The 16759-nt window shown below is 58.2% G+C and carries 13 protein-coding genes; 5 read left to right on the top strand and 8 right to left on the bottom strand.

Going from position 1 to position 16759, the window contains the following annotated elements:
• Positions 1 to 5 precede the first annotated feature (5 nt).
• The 6 genes from QT231_RS10890 to QT231_RS10915 all read right to left on the bottom strand — a co-directional run bounded on the left by QT231_RS10890 (position 6) and on the right by QT231_RS10915 (position 6345).
• Complete coding sequence (locus QT231_RS10890) at positions 6 to 1373, bottom strand: FAD-dependent oxidoreductase (RefSeq protein ID WP_308336919.1); 1368 nt, start codon at positions 1371 to 1373, stop codon at positions 6 to 8.
• Complete coding sequence (locus QT231_RS10895) at positions 1370 to 2155, bottom strand: SDR family NAD(P)-dependent oxidoreductase (protein WP_308336920.1); 786 nt, start codon at positions 2153 to 2155, stop codon at positions 1370 to 1372. The genes QT231_RS10890 and QT231_RS10895 overlap by 4 nt, the downstream gene beginning before the upstream one ends.
• 44 nt (positions 2156 to 2199) lie before the next feature.
• On the bottom strand, positions 2200 to 2631 hold the full coding sequence (locus QT231_RS10900; protein ID WP_308336921.1) for a nuclear transport factor 2 family protein: 432 nt from the start codon (positions 2629 to 2631) through the stop codon (positions 2200 to 2202).
• Between the two features lie 32 nt (positions 2632 to 2663).
• On the bottom strand, positions 2664 to 4076 hold the full coding sequence (phrB, locus tag QT231_RS10905) for a deoxyribodipyrimidine photo-lyase (RefSeq protein ID WP_308336922.1): 1413 nt from the start codon (positions 4074 to 4076) through the stop codon (positions 2664 to 2666).
• A gap of 83 nt (positions 4077 to 4159) precedes the next feature.
• Entirely contained in the window at positions 4160 to 5080 is a 921-nt protein-coding gene (locus QT231_RS10910) for a MerR family transcriptional regulator (protein ID WP_308336923.1), read from the bottom strand.
• 206 nt (positions 5081 to 5286) lie between these two features.
• Positions 5287 to 6345: an FAD-dependent oxidoreductase gene (locus QT231_RS10915; RefSeq protein ID WP_308336924.1), complete on the bottom strand. Its 1059-nt coding sequence runs from the start codon at positions 6343 to 6345 to the stop codon at positions 5287 to 5289.
• 250 nt (positions 6346 to 6595) lie between these two features.
• On the opposite strand from QT231_RS10915, the gene QT231_RS10920 reads away from it, so the two are divergent.
• Positions 6596 to 7498: a TIGR01777 family oxidoreductase gene (locus tag QT231_RS10920; RefSeq protein ID WP_308336925.1), complete on the top strand. Its 903-nt coding sequence runs from the start codon at positions 6596 to 6598 to the stop codon at positions 7496 to 7498.
• Positions 7499 to 7700: 202 nt separating this feature from the next.
• Here the strand turns inward: QT231_RS10920 and rapA are convergent, their stop codons facing one another.
• The gene (gene rapA / locus QT231_RS10925; RefSeq protein WP_308336926.1) at positions 7701 to 10646 is read right to left on the bottom strand and encodes an RNA polymerase-associated protein RapA; all 2946 of its coding nucleotides are present in this window, start codon (positions 10644 to 10646) and stop codon (positions 7701 to 7703) included.
• A 113-nt stretch (positions 10647 to 10759) separates the two neighbouring features.
• Positions 10760 to 11563: a TlpA disulfide reductase family protein gene (locus QT231_RS10930; protein ID WP_308336927.1), complete on the bottom strand. Its 804-nt coding sequence runs from the start codon at positions 11561 to 11563 to the stop codon at positions 10760 to 10762.
• Between the two features lie 102 nt (positions 11564 to 11665).
• Here QT231_RS10930 and QT231_RS10935 point away from each other — a divergent pair, with 102 nt between their 5' ends.
• The 4 genes from QT231_RS10935 (at position 11666) to QT231_RS10950 (ending at position 16698) form a co-directional block, all read left to right on the top strand.
• Complete coding sequence (locus QT231_RS10935) at positions 11666 to 11896, top strand: hypothetical protein (protein ID WP_308336928.1); 231 nt, start codon at positions 11666 to 11668, stop codon at positions 11894 to 11896.
• Positions 11889 to 13430: a phospholipase D family protein gene (locus tag QT231_RS10940; RefSeq protein ID WP_308336929.1), complete on the top strand. Its 1542-nt coding sequence runs from the start codon at positions 11889 to 11891 to the stop codon at positions 13428 to 13430. The genes QT231_RS10935 and QT231_RS10940 overlap by 8 nt, the downstream gene beginning before the upstream one ends.
• 142 nt (positions 13431 to 13572) lie before the next feature.
• Positions 13573 to 14781, top strand: a complete 1209-nt coding sequence (locus tag QT231_RS10945; protein ID WP_308336930.1) for an ABC transporter substrate-binding protein — start codon at positions 13573 to 13575, stop codon at positions 14779 to 14781.
• A gap of 285 nt (positions 14782 to 15066) precedes the next feature.
• Positions 15067 to 16698, top strand: coding sequence for a dihydroxyacetone kinase subunit DhaK (locus tag QT231_RS10950; RefSeq protein WP_308336931.1), 1632 nt, complete (start codon positions 15067 to 15069; stop codon positions 16696 to 16698).
• The last annotated feature ends 61 nt before the right edge of the window (positions 16699 to 16759 follow it).

The following is a 16759-nucleotide window of genomic DNA, read 5'->3' on the forward strand; positions in this document are numbered from 1 at the left end:
TGCCATCACCCCAGTCCCTCAACGCCCTGGGGCATCAGCAACTCATGGGCTGGCAGCGCCGAAGGCTGGCTGGGCGGCGGGGCCGCTTCGTCACAGCCCAATGCCTGGGCCACTCGTAGAGCGCTCCACACGCCGTCTTCATGGAAGCCGTTACGCCAATAGGCGCCGCAAAAGTGGGTGCGATGGGCTGTTGACGAAATGTCAGCGTGTCGTGCCTGCGCGGCTTGGCCAGCCAAAGTGAACTGCGGATGCGCATAGGTGTAGCGGCCCAGCACCTTGCTGGGGTCGATGCTGACGCTGTCATTTAGGGTGACGCAAAACGTGGTATCACTCTCTATCCGCTGCAGGATATTCATATCGTAAGTGACCGATACCCGTGCTTCGCTATCGCGCTGGTCAAGACGATAATTCCAACTCGCCCAGGCGCGCTTGCGGCGCGGTAGCAGGGCGGTGTCGGTATGCAGCACCACCTCGTTATCCTGGTATGGCATGGCGCCAAGAATTACCTGCTCGGCGCTACTGGCGTCGCCCAGCATGGCCAGTGCCTGGTCTGCATGGCAGGCGAGCACCACCTGATCAAAGCGCTGGGTGCCTGAGGGCGTGGTGATAACAACACCCGTACTGTCGCGAGTAATCCGGGTGACCGGCGTATTGAGATGAATACGCGATGCATAGGGGGCGGTGAGGCTGGGAATATAGCTTTTCGAACCACCTACCAGGGTGTACCACTGGGGGCGGTGGTTAACTGATAGCAGACCGTGGTTGCGAAAAAAACGTATAAAAAAAACCAGCGGAAAGGCGCGTAAATCGCTAATGCTAGCCGACCAGATAGCAGCACCCATGGGTAATAAATAGCGCTGCTGAAAATCGCGATTGTAGTGGTGGCGATCCAGGTACTCTCCCAGCGTCATGTTGTGGGGCAGCTGGTTGTCTTCAAGGGCTTTAGTGGCCTGCTTGTTAAAGCGCAGAATGTCGCCTAGCAGGCGATAAAAAGAGGGATTAAATAAATTGCGTCGCTGGGCAAACAGCGAGCCCAAGGTATGTCCGTTGTACTCAAAGTCCCTCGCTGTCTCATGTACCGAGAAGCTCATTTCGGTGGCTTGAGAGGCGACGCCCAGAGTGGCCATCAGGCGCTGAAAGTGCGGGTAGGTCCAGTCGTTAAAGACAATAAAGCCGGTATCGATCGCGTAAGGCCGACCCTCAACGTTCACATCCATGGTGGCGGTATGGCCCCCTAGACGTGAGTCCGCTTCAAATAGCGTGACCTCATGCTGCGCAGAGAGGTACCAGCCAGCGGCCATGCCGCTGATGCCGCTACCGATAATGGCAATACGCTGTGAAGGCCCAACGTTTATTGATACCGGAGCGCTCATGATGACTCCTGCTGGGTGCGCGTCATGCGCAGGCCAATCTGACGGCGCATAGCGGGGGGCAAAATGCCCAACAATTTGACCAGATAGGTAAAACGGCGTGGGAAGTGGATATCCAGCCGACCCTTCACCAGCCCTGCGATGATGGCATCGGCTGCTTGCTCCGCCGTCACCTGCATCGGCATGGGAAAGTCGTTACGCTCGGTGAGCGGTGTCTTAACAAAGCCGGGATGAATGAGGCTGACGTCTATCCCTTCCTGATTAAGGTCTAAGCGCAGCGACTCTAAAAAGTAACTTACCGCGGCCTTGGACGCCCCGTAGGCTTCCGCGCGGGGGAGTGGCAAATAGGCCGAAGCGCTGGAGGTGGCGGCTAAGCGAGCGGGCAACCCCTCTTGGCGTGCCCTGCGCAGCAGTGGTAGAGCGGCTTCGACACCGTACAAGGTGCCGAATAGATTGGGTTTAAAAACCCGCTCAACTAAATCCATATCGAACTGCTGGGCGTTCAGGTACTCGCAGGTGCCGGCGTTAAAGAGCGCCAAATTTAACGCCCCGAGCTGCTCGCGGATATCGTTACCCGCTTTGAGCACTGCTTGACGGTCGCTGATGTCCAGCGGTAGAGGGTAGGCATTGGGGTGGCCCTGGCACAGCGCTTCGAGTGCGTCAGCGTTGCGTGCGCTAAGCACCACTTGGTGGCCTTGGGCAATGAGCTTGCGCGCAAGGGCCTCGCCAATGCCTGAGGTGGCACCGGTTAACCAGATACGTTGGGGCGTTTTCCAGGTGCTCATCAAGCCTCCTAATGCGCCCCGCCTGCACATTTAAATATGTGCGGCTAGGCAAGGCGTTTTTTTAACCAGCGAATGGCGCTGCCCATCAGCGGTAAATGCTCGTAGAGCATGGCCCCCGCATCGAAGTAGTCGCGGTGCTGCGAGACGCGCCCATCATTGGCAAACGTCAATGCGCTGCAACCCTCTACCTCTACCCTACGTCCCGAGGCCAGCTTTGGATGCACGAAAGCCATGGTCCACGTGACAAAAGCTTGCTGACCCTGTAACTGCCGAGTGTGATAAGTGAATTGGCACTCCTCGACATTTTCATACATGGTTGAAAAATAACGTTCTAACGCTTCACGGCCCGTAATCTTATGCAGTGGATCGCTAAATACGACATCTTCAGTATATACCTCGTATAGCTTTTCTGTACAGGTATTGTCTAGTTTATTGAAAAAGGCGCAGAACGCCTCTAACGCCGCAGGCTCAGCCATCACGGACTCCTCTAGCAGTGGCTACAACAGGTTTATTTAGAGAGCGACTTAAATGCTTCTAAGGCGCGTTGGCGAGCCGCTTTGTGATCCACAATCGGCGCTGGGTAATCAACGTCGCTAAGCAGATCCTGAGGCGGTGCATGGCGCGCTTTTGGGGGCAGGTGGGCCAGCTTAGGCAGCCAGTGGGCGATAAACTCACCTTCCGTGTCAAAGCGGGTGGATTGGGTGGTGGGATTAAAAATACGAAAGTAAGGGGCGGCATCGGTGCCCGTTGAGGCTGCCCACTGCCAGCCGCCGTTGTTGGCGCAGAATTCGCCGTCAACCAGGTGGCGCATAAAAAAGGCTTCGCCGCGGCGCCAGTCAATCAGCAGGTGCTTACTTAAAAACATTGCCGTGACCATGCGTAGCCGGTTGTGCATCCAGCCAGTCGACACTAACTGGCGCATGGCAGCATCTACGATAGGGTAGCCCGTTCGCCCCTCGCACCAGGCTTGAAAGCCTTCATCATCGTCGCGCCAGGCTAGTTGCTTGGTATGTTCCTGAAAGGGTTGGTAGCGACACACCTGCGGAAAACCCACCGCAACGTGCTGATAAAATTCCCGCCACACCAGCTCGTTGACCCAGGTGGTAAAACCGATATCGCCATCAGCTAGGTGACCGCTGTTTTCGCTCATCACCGCTTGCAGGCATTGGCGATGGGAGATCATGCCTAGCGCCAGGTAGGGCGATAGTTCACTGGTGCCGCGGATCTTGGGTAGGTCGCGCTGGGCGTGGTAGTGGCGGCCACGAAATCGCAAAAAGCGCGCCAGGTTATCTGCCGCGGCACTCTCACCGGCTGGCCATAGCCGTTCATCGACAGGAGCGCTTTCAAGCTTGGGCAGTGCAGGCAGTGGATCGCTTTTAATATCCAGCGAAGCTTGTACCTGTGGCGTCGCGCGCAGCGCCAACTGGTTGGCGCTGACCTGCTTGTGCCACGCCTTGGAGAACGGCGTAAATACCCCGTAGTAGTCGCCTTTGCCGGTGAGTAGGCTGCCCGGAGCAAAGGCCACCGCGTCGTGGTAGCCATGGGCAGCAATGCCCGCCTGCTTAAAGGCCGCTTGCACAGCCTGGTCGCGGTGGCGCTCATTGAGGGCGTATTCATAATTGAAGTGCAACTGCTCAATATTATATTCGCGAGCTATCCCAAGCAGCGCCTCGGGCGCCTGATCATAGCGCTCAATATCACGATGCAGTAGCGGAATATTTAAGCCGTTGAGCGCCGCTTTTATGGCCGCAACGCCGCGTGCCCAGAAGTCCAGCTTATTGGCGCCGTGGCCATGTTGTTGCCACTGGGGAATGCTGCGCAAAAACACCGCTATTACAGGCCCCTTTGCCGCGGCGGCGGCGAGGGCGCTGTTGTCGTCAATACGCAGGTCACTGCGCAGCCAAATCAACTGACGTTTCATAGGCTTCCTCTTGCAGGAGCTCCTGCGGCACAAAAAAATGGCCGGTCACCAGAGGGCGAACGGCCAGGATAAGAGCGCGCTGATTAGAGTACGCCAGACTCGCGTAATAGCGGGCGCAGGCGGGCAATCGCCTGGGGCAGGTCGTCGCCCAGCATGTGTACCGGTCCATCGCGCAAATCGTTTTCGCGTAGACGGGCTACTTCGCCGCATACGCCGATAGGCACATTTAGCGCCTCAGCCGCTTTAGGCAGCGCTTGGTTAATGTAGCTATCGCTCTCCCGCTGGCCGCTAGAGAGCAGCACCATGGACGAGTGTAGCCGCGCCACTGCCTGGGGGAGATCCTCCAGCGGCAGTGAGTGGTCAAGCATCTGCACTCGGTAGCCCTGTTCGCTGGCCATTAGCGCCGACATCAGCACCCACAGCGGGCCGGGGTCGTCGGGCATGGCATTGAGCAGAATCAATGGGCCACGGGTGGCCTGGTTAGCATAGTGCAAGCGGATGCCCACTTGGCTGCGCAGAAATGCTTCCAAGGTGCGGCGAACTAACTGATCCGCCTGAATGGCCCACTTGGCCTCTAAGGTTAAGACAACCGGTTGCCAGATCTCATTAATAGCCACGCTCAGCGGGTAGAGCGCCAAACTCTGGTGGTAAAATGCTTCCAGCTTGACAAGATCCAACGCTTCGATGATCGCTTGCAGCTGCAGGCGCTGGCTTACCCAGTCACCGGCATTAGGTGTCGGCGTCTCAATTGTTTCTGGCTGGTCAAGCAAGTCGGCGACTTGACTGACCGGCACACCACGATTGAGCCACTGCAAGATGCGTTCGATGCGGGTGATGTCGTCCTGGGCGTAAAGTCGATGGCCTTTCGGCGTGCGCTGGGGGCGAATGAGCCCGTAGCGTCGCTCCCAGGCGCGTAGCGTGACCGAATTCACCCCTGTTAAGCGAGAAACCTCACGTATTGGATAGAGTGGCGTATCGGGTGGGTGGGTCGCCTTAAGACTCATGGGCGCCAGTACCTCTTCGTTAACGGCAGCAAGGCGCTGCAGGGGTATGTCATTGTTCGCCGCAGCAAAGATGATTCATGTTCCATTTAAAGATTGCCTGATTTAAAAACTAAACGTTAGCACGATACTGTATGCCCATTTGTACAACTTGTCGCTACCCGGTACAACCTTTATAAGAATCCTTCTTAATCATTTAAGCTTCATGCTTATTGAACCGACCGACCTATTAGTTTCTCGCCCAAACGGTGGCCGGATAGCCAGGCGTCTTCTACACGGCCACTGCGAAAGCTGTCGCCGCACAGCGCCAAACCATTCGCACTGTATAAGTAATCATACTCACTGGGGGTTGATGGTTGGGCGTAGCGCCAGCGATGCGCGCCCGTTTCCATTAGCTTGGGGATAGTGGCTGCAGTGGGGTAAACACTCTTCAAAGCGCTGAGGAGTCGTTCTGCCACCACCTCGGCAGGCTGCTCTAATTGGGCTTCGCTCCAATCGAGTTGCGCTAGCAGGCTGACGCTCTCCGGCTGTGTTTCTCGTCCCGGCTTCGTTTGATTCCGGGATACTATGTTGAGAACGGTGTGGTCTAGCCGTGCCATCTGCCACTCCGGGGCAACGCCGGGTATGGCGGGGAGCGGCCCCTCAAATATCGCCCATCCCGCCCAGCAAGCCCGCTGTTCCCGGGTGAGGCACGTCGCTGCCAAAATGTCGTCCCAGGGGTTGACCAGCGTATGGGCCTGGGGAGGCGGCGCGCTAATCACGATCTGGTCATAAGGCCCGTAGCGAGACTCGTCAGCAGCTAATAGCAGCCAGCCGTTGGGCGAGGGCTCAAGCGCCACGATGGGGGTGCCGGTATGCAGCTCGGCATTGGGCATGGCCGTTAGTGAATCAGCCATATGCCGCGCCAAAGCGCTCATTCGGGGCGCGCCTACGTAGCGTTTTTGGCCATCATTGTGCGTCTGCCAGCCGCGTGAACTAGCCTGATAGGTACGTGTGGGCCAGGCGGCTAGGCAGCCAACGGCTATCCACTCATCGACGGCGCGTTGAAAGTCCGCGTCGCGCACGCTAAATGCCTGGGCGCCTAAATCAAGCGTCGCGCTAGGTCTGCGTTTACTCGACATACGACCACCGGGGCCGCGGGCTTTATCAAAGAGCGTGACGCTGGCGCCACTGCTGGCCAGTACCTGCCCGCAGGCAAGCCCCGCAATGCCCGCGCCGATGATAGCAACCGAGTGGTGGGCGGGGAGCGGCAGTAGCGGTTTGGTCATGAGCACTCGCAAGGTGTAAAAAGTCGAATTAATCTTTATTGAGGTGCAGTGTAGCAGTTTTGTATAAATATCGTACAATTTAGTCACTGTTTTTCTTGTCTCACCTTCATCTTCTTCAAGCAGGCAAATATAAACCGCTTATTAATAGAGCAGTTTTAAAGGACAGTTATAAAAAGTAGCTATAAAAAGCAGTTATAAACAGTGCCGCCATGGCGTCATGTAACGATGTCACCCAACAGGAGCAAACCCCATGCGCGTATTAATCACCGGAGGCAGTGGTTTTGTCGGCCAGCGGCTATGCCGACAGTTAGTTGAGCAGGGACATGAGGTGCAGGTGGTCTCCCGCTCGCCACATCAGGTGCGGGATCGTTTGCCGAGCAATTGCGATATTCGCGATAGCGCCCAGGCGTTTATTGAGTCGCCGCCGGACGCCTTGGTTAACCTGGCCGGTGAGCCGATTGCCGCCAAGCGCTGGAGCGATGAGCAGAAAGATAAGCTGATTAACTCCCGGGTGGCGGCGACCGAACAGCTGGTGGCGCTTTGCGAGCAGCTTAAAGCTAACGGCCAACCGTTGCCCAAGGTGATGGTATCGGGTTCAGCGATGGGCTACTACGGCGATCAGGGCAAGCGCGTAGTGACTGAAGAGACCATGCCTAATGATGAGTTCGCCCATCGGCTGTGCAAAAAGTGGGAGGCTGCCGCCCGACCCATTGAGGCGATGGGGGTGCGTTTGGCGATTGTGCGCATTGGCTTGGTGCTGGAGGCGGGAGGCGGCAGCCTGGAGAAGATGCTGCCGCCGTTTAAGCTGGGGTTAGGGGGGCGCTTTGGCAGCGGCGAGCAGTTTATGCCGTGGATTCACCGCGACGATTTAGTTGCGGCGATCCTGTTTCTCATCGACCAAGACGGCTTGAGCGGCGCCTTCAATGGCAGCGCCCCGCACCCGGTGACCAATGCCACCTTTACTAAAACCTTGGCCAGCCACCTCAATCGCCCGGCCATTTTCCCAGTACCCGCTTTTGTACTGAAAGCGGGTTTCGGGGAAATGTCGCGGCTACTGCTGACCGGGGCCGATATGCGCCCCGCGCGCCTGGAAGAGGCAGGATTCAGCTTTCAATACCCCACCCTCGACAAGGCGTTTGAGGCGATTCTTTAGTTTTTCACTATCCCGCTTGCGGCGGCGTTAGGGCGCCGCGGGGGCGCTGTAAACCCGTCCGTGGGCGCTACTTTTGTCATCTGACCGCCATGGATGGCGGAAATGCCGGAATTGTTGGGAACATTTTTCGGCCCTGACAAAAGACCCCCGCTTTACCCTAACGCCGCCGCGGGGATGTTTGCATTATGCGTTGCCCTAGCGCTTAGCGGTCAGCATCAACGGTGATAATCACCCGCACGGAATCAAGCCGCAGGCGGGTGTTCTCAATCGCTTCGCTGAGTGCCTTGCGCTCATCTTTCAAGGCGTCGATTTCTGCACTGCGTACCGCCGGGTTGTGCTCGGCAAGTGCCGTTAAGCGGGCAATCTCGGCATCCAGCTGGGCGCGCATGCGCGCTTCGGCGTTCTCGACAATGCTGGGCAGCTGGCGCTCGGCTTCGCCTTCACCTTGAGTGAGCAACTCACGCAGCTGGTCGTGGCGGCTTTTGATCAGATCCCGGGCCAGTGATTTATTCACCTTCTGGAGGTTTTTGCCCAGGCCGGTGAACGAGATCTTGCTGGTCAGGTTGGCGCCGGATTCATCCAGCAGCAGGCGCACGGCGGTGGGCGGCAGGAAGCGGTTAAGGTGCAGCTTCTTGGGCGCCGGGCAGTGGGTGCGGAACACCAGCTCGGCCATCAATCGGCCGCTGGGAATGGCGTCGTGGCGCAGCAGGGCGAGCGCGGAGTTGCCCATGGTGCCATCCAGTACGCGGCCCATCATCTCGCGCAGCAGTGGGTGTTCCCAGGAGAGTCGTTGGACATCGTCACGGGCCAGCGCCTGGGTGCGGCTGTAGGTGGCGGTAAAGCCCTCTTCACCTTTGACCAGGCCCGGCAGGCCATCCAGCATATGTTGGCTGGGCTGCAGGTGCATTAAGCCCTTGCCGATCTCCTGACTGTCTACCCCAAAAATATCCAGCGCCCGCTCAAGGTAGCGCGGCAGGGCGGCGTCTTCATCGAGTTCACGCACCGCATCGATGACTTTTTGCGCCCGGGCGGGGCGGCAGGCGTTGAGCTCCAGCAGCCGGTTGCGGCCCGCGTCGTGCTCCGCCAGTTTGGCGTTAAACAGGGTACGGGTTTCGGCGATGATCTCGTCAAGCGCCTCATCATCCAGCAGGGCGTCAGCCAGGGCGTCACCAAAGGCATCAAACAGGTCGTTGCCGACCCCGTGGGGGGCGCTGAACGCATCCATCCCTTCGTGGTACCAGCGCAGCAAGCGCTCGCCAGGGCTGCCTTCAAAGGTGGGGATATGCAGCTCAATGGCGTGGCGCTGGCCGATGCGATCCAGGCGGCCGATGCGCTGTTCGAGCTGATCCGGGTGCTGGGGCATATCGAACATGACCAGGTGGCGGCAGAACTGGAAGTTGCGCCCCTCAGAGCCAATTTCAGAGCAGACCAGCACCTGTACGCCCCCATCCTCATCAGCAAAGGCCGCCGCCGCGCGGTCACGCTCGATCAGGGAGAGGTCTTCGTGGAATACCGGCGCATGGTAGCCGCCCAGTACCCGTAGCCCTTCGGCAAGGCCTTCAGCGGTTTCCCGGTGGTGGGCAATGACCAGCACTTTGTCGTTGGCGAAGCCGCTCTCGCTGTCATCGCTGAGCTTTTCCAGCAGCCAGTTGACCCGGGGGTCAATGTGCCACCACTCTTCGCCATTGAGCGGGTCATCTTTGAGCTCGCGGTAGGCCGCATCGGGATAGATCAGCACGTCGGGGTGATCCATGCCGGTCTCGATCAGCAGCTCGTCGAGGTAGTCGTCGTCGCGCTCCAGGCGGCGCACCACCCGGCGGTAGGCTGAAGGTAGCGCTAACGGTGCCAGGTTGAGGCGCCGCTCCGGGAAGCCTCCCACGTGGCGGCGGCTGTTGCGGAACATCACCCGCCCGGTGCCGTGGCGATCCAGCAGTGCTTCGCTTAGCTGGTCGCGGGCAGCATCTTGCTGCTCTTTGCTCGCTTCCTCGTTGCACAGAATGGCCAGCAGCGCCTGGCTGTCGCGGTCATCGGCTACCGCTGAGACATGGTCGCGGGCATCAGGGTCGCCGGGCAGTGCCTCCAGGGCATCAATGGCGCGTGCCACCTCACTGTAGTGACTCTCTTCGGCTTTAAAGCGTTCCAGATCGTGGTAACGCTCGCCATCCAAAAGCCGTAGGCGGGCAAAGTGGCTCTTAAGGCCCATCTGCTCGGGGGTGGCGGTAAGCAGTAGCAGGCCGGGAATAGCTGCCGAAAGTTGTTCGACACACTGGTAGCCGGGGCCGCTGCCCTCTTCGCTCCAGTCGAGGTGGTGCGCTTCGTCAACAATCAGCAGGTCGAACTGACTGGCCAGCGCCTGCTCCTGACGCTGGGGGTTGGCAAATAGCCAGCCCTGGCTCGCCAGCACAAGCTGGGCGCTCTCAAAGGGGTTGGCGCTGCCGTGGGCCTGGCTCTGGGTTTCATCCAGCAGCGAGACATTAAGCGAAAAGCGCCGCAGCAGTTCGACCAACCATTGATGAGTGAGACTGTCGGGCACCAAAATCAGCGCCCGCTCAACCCGGCCGTTGAGCAGCAGGCGGTGCAGAATCAAGCCCGCTTCGATGGTTTTACCCAGGCCCACCTCGTCTGCCAGCAGCACGCGGGGCGCATGGCGGCTGGCGACTTCATCGGCAATGTAGAGCTGGTGAGGAATCAGGTCGATACGCGGGCCTGAGAAGCCCAGCGCGCTGTGTTGCTCGATACGCTGATAGTGGTGCAGGGTACGGAAACGCAAATCAAACCAGTCGTTGCGATCGACTTGGCCGGTCAACAGACGATCGCGGGCCTGATCAAACTGCATGGTGTCGGCGAGTTTGGCTTCGGGCAGTTCGCGCAGGTTGCCTTCTTTGTCTTCACCGATATAGGTGATCAGACCGTCGGATTCTTTGCTGTCATCGACGATGATCTGCCAGCCGTCGGCTGACAGCACGCGGTCGCCGCTGCCGAACATAACGCGGGTAAGCGGCGCCTGGCGGGTATTGTAAGTACGGGTTTCCTGGCTGGCACTGAACAAGATGGTAACGCTTCGGGCGTCGCAGTTAAGCACGGTGCCGAGCCCAAGCTCAGCTTCGCCGTCGCTAATCCAGCGTTGGCCGGGAGAAAAATCGCTCATGATGCCTCGGGGGAGTCTGCAAAACGGGTCGTATGCCACCGGTAGTGAGCACGGGTGGCAATAGGGCGGGGGATTCTAACGCAAAGCAGCGGGGGGATTAAGGTGTATCGACATCAATCTTTTAACCAGCGATCCAGATGGGCGCGAGTAAGTTCGCCAACGTGGACATCCAGGGTATTGCCCTGGCCATCAAACAGCACGGTGGTGGGCAATCCTGGAGCTTGAAACAGCGCCATAAGCTGTTGGCTGGGGTCACGCAGCGCATAGCGGAACGCAAGCTGCTGCTCATCCAAATAGCGCACCATAGGTAGCAGGTCTTCTCCCTGATTGGCGACCACTACGCTGACGCCATCGCGCTGGGCGGCTTCTTCCAGCAGCGGCATTTCACGCAGGCAGGGGGGGCACCAGGTGGCCCAAAGATTGACGATAACCAAGTCGCCGTTTTCAGCTAACGACGGCAGATACACCTGATTACCCTCTATATCCTCAAGAGTTACCTCCGGGAGCGTGTCAACCGCAAAATCATTGCCCAGGGGCGCCAGGGTGACCAGCACCAGCCACAGGCTGGAGGCGGCTATGAGCAACGCCATTGCGCCGCCCATGGCTAACAGTCGTGCGCGCAGCGTCCAGGCTGTCCATACCAAGCCTACGGCCATTCCCCATAGGCCGTGGTAGCCGGGTTGCCAGACCTTGAGCGCTTCAAGCGGGTCGGCGCTATAGCTCTCCAGGTTGAGCAGAATATGGCCCGCCCGCGCGCCCACTAACCAGATCATGATAAGCCCGGTAAACCAGCGCTGCTGAACTGGGCGTGGCAGCCCCAATAAAAACCGCGCGCAGAGCAGTAGCAGTAGCGCGCAGCCAACGGCGTAAAGGCGGGGCAGCGAAATCAGTAGTGGGCCGAGAGCAATGGCATTCATGGATTTCCAGTTCAGTTTTTAATTCAAGTTTACACTTACGCAAGCCGCGAAGCAGGTACACTGAGAGACCATATCACGCGAGCTGAAAATTACGGAGACGTTATGCCCCCACCCGCTTTCGATAAGCTGCGCGCGCTAGCGATCGGCTCCCAAGCGATTGGCTTAATACTGATTATTACCCTGGAAACCGTGATGGGTGACGCAGCACGCCCCTGGCAGGGTGTGGTGCTGGCCGCCATGCTGATCACAGCGTTAACGATTGCGCTGGTGCGTCTTTACCGCCGCAACTTAGCCCGTAAGCGCTGGGCCGAACGCCTTGAAGACAATGACTAATGCTTGCCGTTGGACTCAATGGCTGAGCGTGCTGGTACTGTGCAGCCTACTGGCGGGGTGTACTTACGCGGTGACGCGTGAACACCATACCACCCTTGCCTTGGACGAGGGACGCGACACTTGGCTGGGTGAACAGGCTTATCAGGCGCTAGCGGAGCAGACAGAGCCCGATGGTTTTGCGCTGTTAGCCAATGGGCAGGAAGCCTTCGCTGCTCGGGTGGGACTGATTCGCCAAGCTCAGCGAGAATTGAATATCCAAACCTACTTACTGGGCGAGGGACAAACGACGTGGCTCATCCTTTCTCAACTGCTGAATGCCGCTGAGGAGGGCGTTCGGGTGCGCCTGCTGGTCGATGATTTTGGCGCTGTTGGTCAAGGTGAACGCTTGGCAGCACTGGCGAGCCACCCGGGTATCCATGTGCGGGTTTATAATCCGCTCCCGGTGGGTCGTGGGCATACGTTCACACGCGTCTTGGCCTCGGTGGTCAACCCTGCTCAACAGCACCGTCGCATGCATAACAAGCTGTGGGTAGCCGATAACAGCGTCGCCATTGTGGGCGGGCGCAATCTGGGCGATGAGTATTTCGATGCCAACGACTCGCGCAACTTTGCCGATTTGGACTTTACGACCATTGGCGAAGTAGTGCCTGAGCTGTCGCGCAGTTTTGATCTGTATTGGAACCATGGCTTGGCGCAGCCCATTGAACGCTATCATCAAGTAGCCGATAACGCTTGGCAAACGCTTGCCACGGAGCTGGAAGAGTGGCTGGACGATAATGCCGACTCGGAATACTTTACCCAGTTGCGCAGTCAGCCGCGCAGCGCGCCGCCATGGGATACCCTGCATTGGGGCAAAGGGCTGGCGATGTGGGATGCTCCCGGCAAGCTGGCGGCTGGAACGCCCGAATGGCGGGATACTCTGCTAGGTGATTTAACCGCTGCCACCGAGCTTAACCAGCGTCTGGTGATTATTTCTGCCTACTTTGTACCCACCGAGCAAGGGGTGAAAAAACTAACGGAGCTTGCCGGCCAGGGTGTCGTGGTCGAGATCATTACCAATTCTCTGGAGTCGACAGACGCGGCCGTAGTGCATGGCGCTTATGCCCCCTGGCGTGAAACGCTGCTAGACCACGGTATTAACCTTTACGAGCTGCGACCCGAGCAGGAAGCGGGCCCGGATGAAGACATGCGTGTGCCCGGCGCTTCGGCTTCCGCGCTCCATATCAAGGCATTGAGCTTTGACGATCAACTGTTCGTAGGCTCGTTCAATGCTGACCCTCGGTCGATCTACTGGAATACTGAAATTGGCGTGCTGGCCCGAAGTGACACCCTCATGCAGGCGTTTAACGACCTGGTGGCCGTTGGGCAGGAGCCTGCGCTGAGTTACCGTATCGAACTTACCCCAGAAGGTGAGCTTAACTGGCACCTGGAGCGCGATGGAGCAATGGACGTTTTAACCACTGAACCAGGGGGTTATTGGCGCCATTTCAACGCCTGGTTAAGCCATACGCTTAAGCTTGAGCGCTGGTTATAGTGCATTGTTGCAAACTAGCGTTAGAAACCGATGCTTGTGTTTTTGCCGTTCCAGTTCCAGATTAATAGCAGCCTTAACGATTGACCGCTGGGGCACACTAAAAAAATGCATAAATTTTATCTCACTGGGAGCGACAAATAACATGATCAATAAGCGCGCATTAGCCACTGCTGTGGCGGCCTCAACCCTGGCAATGACCGGGTTCGCACAGGCAGAGGTCAAAGTTGGCTTCTTAGGCGGTTTTACTGGGGGAATTGAGAGTTTAACACCACCAATTTTTGAAGGGGCGCAACTGGCCGTTAAGCAGATCAACGAGCAGGGCGGGATTTTAGACGGCCAAACGCTGGTAATGCCGTCCGGTGATACCACTTGTTCCGATGCATCGGCTGCCTCGAACGCTGCCGACCGTATGGTGAACTCTGAAAATGTCACGGCGATTGTTGGTGCGCTGTGTACCGGTGCGACCATTGCCGCGGCTAATAACGCCGCCATCCCCGGTGGCGTGTTGATGGTGTCGCCTGCTTCTACAGCACCTGCGGTATCGGAGCTGGACGATAATGATCTTGTCTTCCGTACCGTACCGTCAGACGCTTTCCAGGGTGAAATTCTTGCTAAGCTGCTGCTCGAAAAAGGCATTGATGCCGTAGCGGTGACCTACGTGAATAACGATTATGGTCAAGGCCTATCTGACGCCTTTAGCGCTGCCTTTGAGGCCGGTGGCGGCGAGATTACCGAAAACCTCGCCCATGAAGATAACCGTGCCGATTATCGCTCTGAGCTAGGCTCACTTTCAGTGAGTGGCGTTGATACCCTCGTCGTACTGGCCTACGCCGACACCTCGGGCCAGACCGTACTTCGTCAAGCCTATGAAAGCGGCATGTTTACCCAGTACGTAGGTGCTGACGGTATGGTCGGCGACAGTCTGATCAACGCCATCGGTGCAGACGTACTGGATGGCATGATCGCCACGCGCCCCGGCAGCCCTGACCTGCCCGGTACCGATATCTTTATCGAAGCCGCCGAAGCTGCTGATCTAGACCCCAGCGCCGTCTTTGCTGCCCAGGCTTACGACGCTGCTTTCCTGATCGCGTTGGCGATTGAGCAGAACGGCAGCGCAGAGCGCGAAGGACTTTCCGAAGCTCTGCGCAGCGTTTCCAGCGCCCCCGGTGAAGTCATTCTGCCCGGCGAATGGGAGAAGGCGGTTGAGCTGATTGCCGCAGGTACCGAGATCAACTACGAAGGTGCTTCCGGCTCTCATGAGTTTGATGAAAATGGCGACGTGCCCGGCGTAGTGGTGGAAATGGCGGTAGAAGACGGCACCTTTACCAGCAAAGGCCAGGTTGATCTTTAATTCTCAGCCTTAGCGTTAGAAATGCCTGGCTTATTAAGTCGGGCATTTTTTATTTGGCATGACCAACCATTGTGGTCGTTGATCGCTTAAATAGCCGACATACAGGCAACTCAGCCAGCGCCATGTCTGGCGCAGCAAAAAAAGCTCGCCAGCAGGCGAGCCCAATGACGTCAGCAACTACTTTTACTGGATGGGGATTTCACGTCGAGTCCTCAGAGCGCCAACCGTATGGTGTCTGGTAGGGGCGGGGGTAAGGCTGTACGAACAAGGAGAGGTGACGAGATCATGACGCACTTTATCAATAGCAAAGAAGACGCCGTCACCGACGCGATCGACGGCCTTATCAGGGCGTCCGATGGCCAGTTGGCACGCCTGGATGGTTATCCCCATATTCGCGTGGTGGTGCGATCCGACTGGGATAAGTCCCGAGTGGCGTTGGTTTCCGGCGGCGGCTCTGGTCACGAACCGGCCCACGCAGGCTTCGTCGGCAAGGGCATGCTAACCGCGGCTGTCTGCGGTGACGTCTTCGCCTCACCCTCGGTCGATGCGGTTCTGGCCGCAATACTGGCGGTTACCGGGCCGGCGGGCTGCTTGCTGATCGTCAAGAATTACACCGGTGACCGCCTCAATTTCGGGCTGGCCGCCGAGCGTGCCCGTGCCTTAGGGCACAAGGTGAGCATGGTGGTCGTCGACGACGACATTGCCTTGCCTGACCTCTCGCAGGCACGGGGTGTGGCGGGCACACTCTTTGTTCATAAGATAGCCGGGGCACTGGCCGAACAGGGTGCCGAGCTTGAAACCCTGACCAAAGCCGCTGAGCGGGTGATCGCAAACACCCACAGCATCGGCATGTCACTGGATACCTGCAGCGTGCCCGGCTCGCCTAAAGAGCAGCGCATTCCCCCGGGGATGGCAGAGCTGGGGCTTGGCATCCATGGCGAGGCAGGTGTAGAGCAGATTGCTTACGACAGCGCCAAAAACGCCATTGCCGCCGTCGCCGCAAAGCTGGCCACCGTCATGGATAAACAGCCCCATGCTGTCCTGCTGAACAACCTCGGCGGCGCGTCGGCACTGGAAATGGCGGTACTCGCCAACGAGCTTCTAACGTCTTCTATTGCCAGCAGCCTGAAACTCATCGTCGGGCCAGCGCCCATGATGACGTCGCTGGACATGCAGGGGTTTTCTGTATCGGTGTATCCGGTCAACCAGGATGATGTGGCCCTACTAACCGCCGCCTGTGGCCCCACGGCCTGGCCTGGCTGCAAGAGTATCCAGCCAATCACCATACAAGAGCTTCCCGATGGTTTGCTGCCTATTCAACCTATCCCGTCCTGGCATGATCAGACCGCCAACTTGCTGACGAGGTGGTGTCAGGTGCTGATCGATTCCGAAGCGGATCTGAATGCGCTGGATGCCAAGTCCGGTGACGGTGATACTGGCTCAACCCTCGCTGGAGCCGCCAGAGCCTTGTTAAACGCGCTGGATAGAATGCCCCTGGCCGATCACCCCCAGCTTTATCGCGCCATAGGACAGGTACTTAGCCAGGCCATGGGTGGCTCCTCTGGGGTGTTGCTGGCTATTTTCTTCTCCGCGGCAGGAGATGCTGCGTCCAGTGGACTACCCAGGGTCGCTGCACTGAAGGAGGGGCTCAATCGGATGCAGCAAATTGGGGGCGCAAAGTTAGGCGACAGAACCATGGTGGATGCCCTCAAACCCGCCTTAGATGCCCTCGACGATAGCATTGCCTCCGCCGCCAGAGCGGCGCGAAAAGGGGCACTTCATACCGCTACCATTGTAAAGGCAAACGCGGGGCGCGCCGCCTATATCAATGCCGAACAGCTCCGGGGGCATATTGATCCCGGAGCTGAAGCAGTGGCGCGATTGTTTGAAGAGCTGGAAGTGCAATCAGCGAAGTAGTGTGATCGTGAGCATCATTATCGCACCAGATTTGGCGCCCGCCGCTGCGTGTAGTTCGCAG

Source organism: Halomonas sp. SpR1, from assembly GCF_031010175.1.
Classification (GTDB): domain Bacteria; phylum Pseudomonadota; class Gammaproteobacteria; order Pseudomonadales; family Halomonadaceae; genus Vreelandella.

Excerpts from the sequence above, each read along its gene's own strand:
- QT231_RS10890 (WP_308336919.1), bottom strand. The coding sequence starts at position 1,373 with ATGAGCGCTCCGGTATCAATAAACGTTGGGCCTTCACAGCGTATTGCC.
- QT231_RS10895 (WP_308336920.1), bottom strand. The coding sequence starts at position 2,155 with ATGAGCACCTGGAAAACGCCCCAACGTATCTGGTTAACCGGTGCCACC.
- QT231_RS10900 (WP_308336921.1), bottom strand. The coding sequence starts at position 2,631 with ATGGCTGAGCCTGCGGCGTTAGAGGCGTTCTGCGCCTTTTTCAATAAA.
- phrB (WP_308336922.1), bottom strand. The coding sequence starts at position 4,076 with ATGAAACGTCAGTTGATTTGGCTGCGCAGTGACCTGCGTATTGACGAC.
- QT231_RS10910 (WP_308336923.1), bottom strand. The coding sequence starts at position 5,080 with ATGAGTCTTAAGGCGACCCACCCACCCGATACGCCACTCTATCCAATA.
- QT231_RS10915 (WP_308336924.1), bottom strand. The coding sequence starts at position 6,345 with ATGACCAAACCGCTACTGCCGCTCCCCGCCCACCACTCGGTTGCTATC.
- QT231_RS10920 (WP_308336925.1), top strand. The coding sequence starts at position 6,596 with ATGCGCGTATTAATCACCGGAGGCAGTGGTTTTGTCGGCCAGCGGCTA.
- rapA (WP_308336926.1), bottom strand. The coding sequence starts at position 10,646 with ATGAGCGATTTTTCTCCCGGCCAACGCTGGATTAGCGACGGCGAAGCT.
- QT231_RS10930 (WP_308336927.1), bottom strand. The coding sequence starts at position 11,563 with ATGAATGCCATTGCTCTCGGCCCACTACTGATTTCGCTGCCCCGCCTT.
- QT231_RS10935 (WP_308336928.1), top strand. The coding sequence starts at position 11,666 with ATGCCCCCACCCGCTTTCGATAAGCTGCGCGCGCTAGCGATCGGCTCC.
- QT231_RS10940 (WP_308336929.1), top strand. The coding sequence starts at position 11,889 with ATGACTAATGCTTGCCGTTGGACTCAATGGCTGAGCGTGCTGGTACTG.
- QT231_RS10945 (WP_308336930.1), top strand. The coding sequence starts at position 13,573 with ATGATCAATAAGCGCGCATTAGCCACTGCTGTGGCGGCCTCAACCCTG.
- QT231_RS10950 (WP_308336931.1), top strand. The coding sequence starts at position 15,067 with ATGACGCACTTTATCAATAGCAAAGAAGACGCCGTCACCGACGCGATC.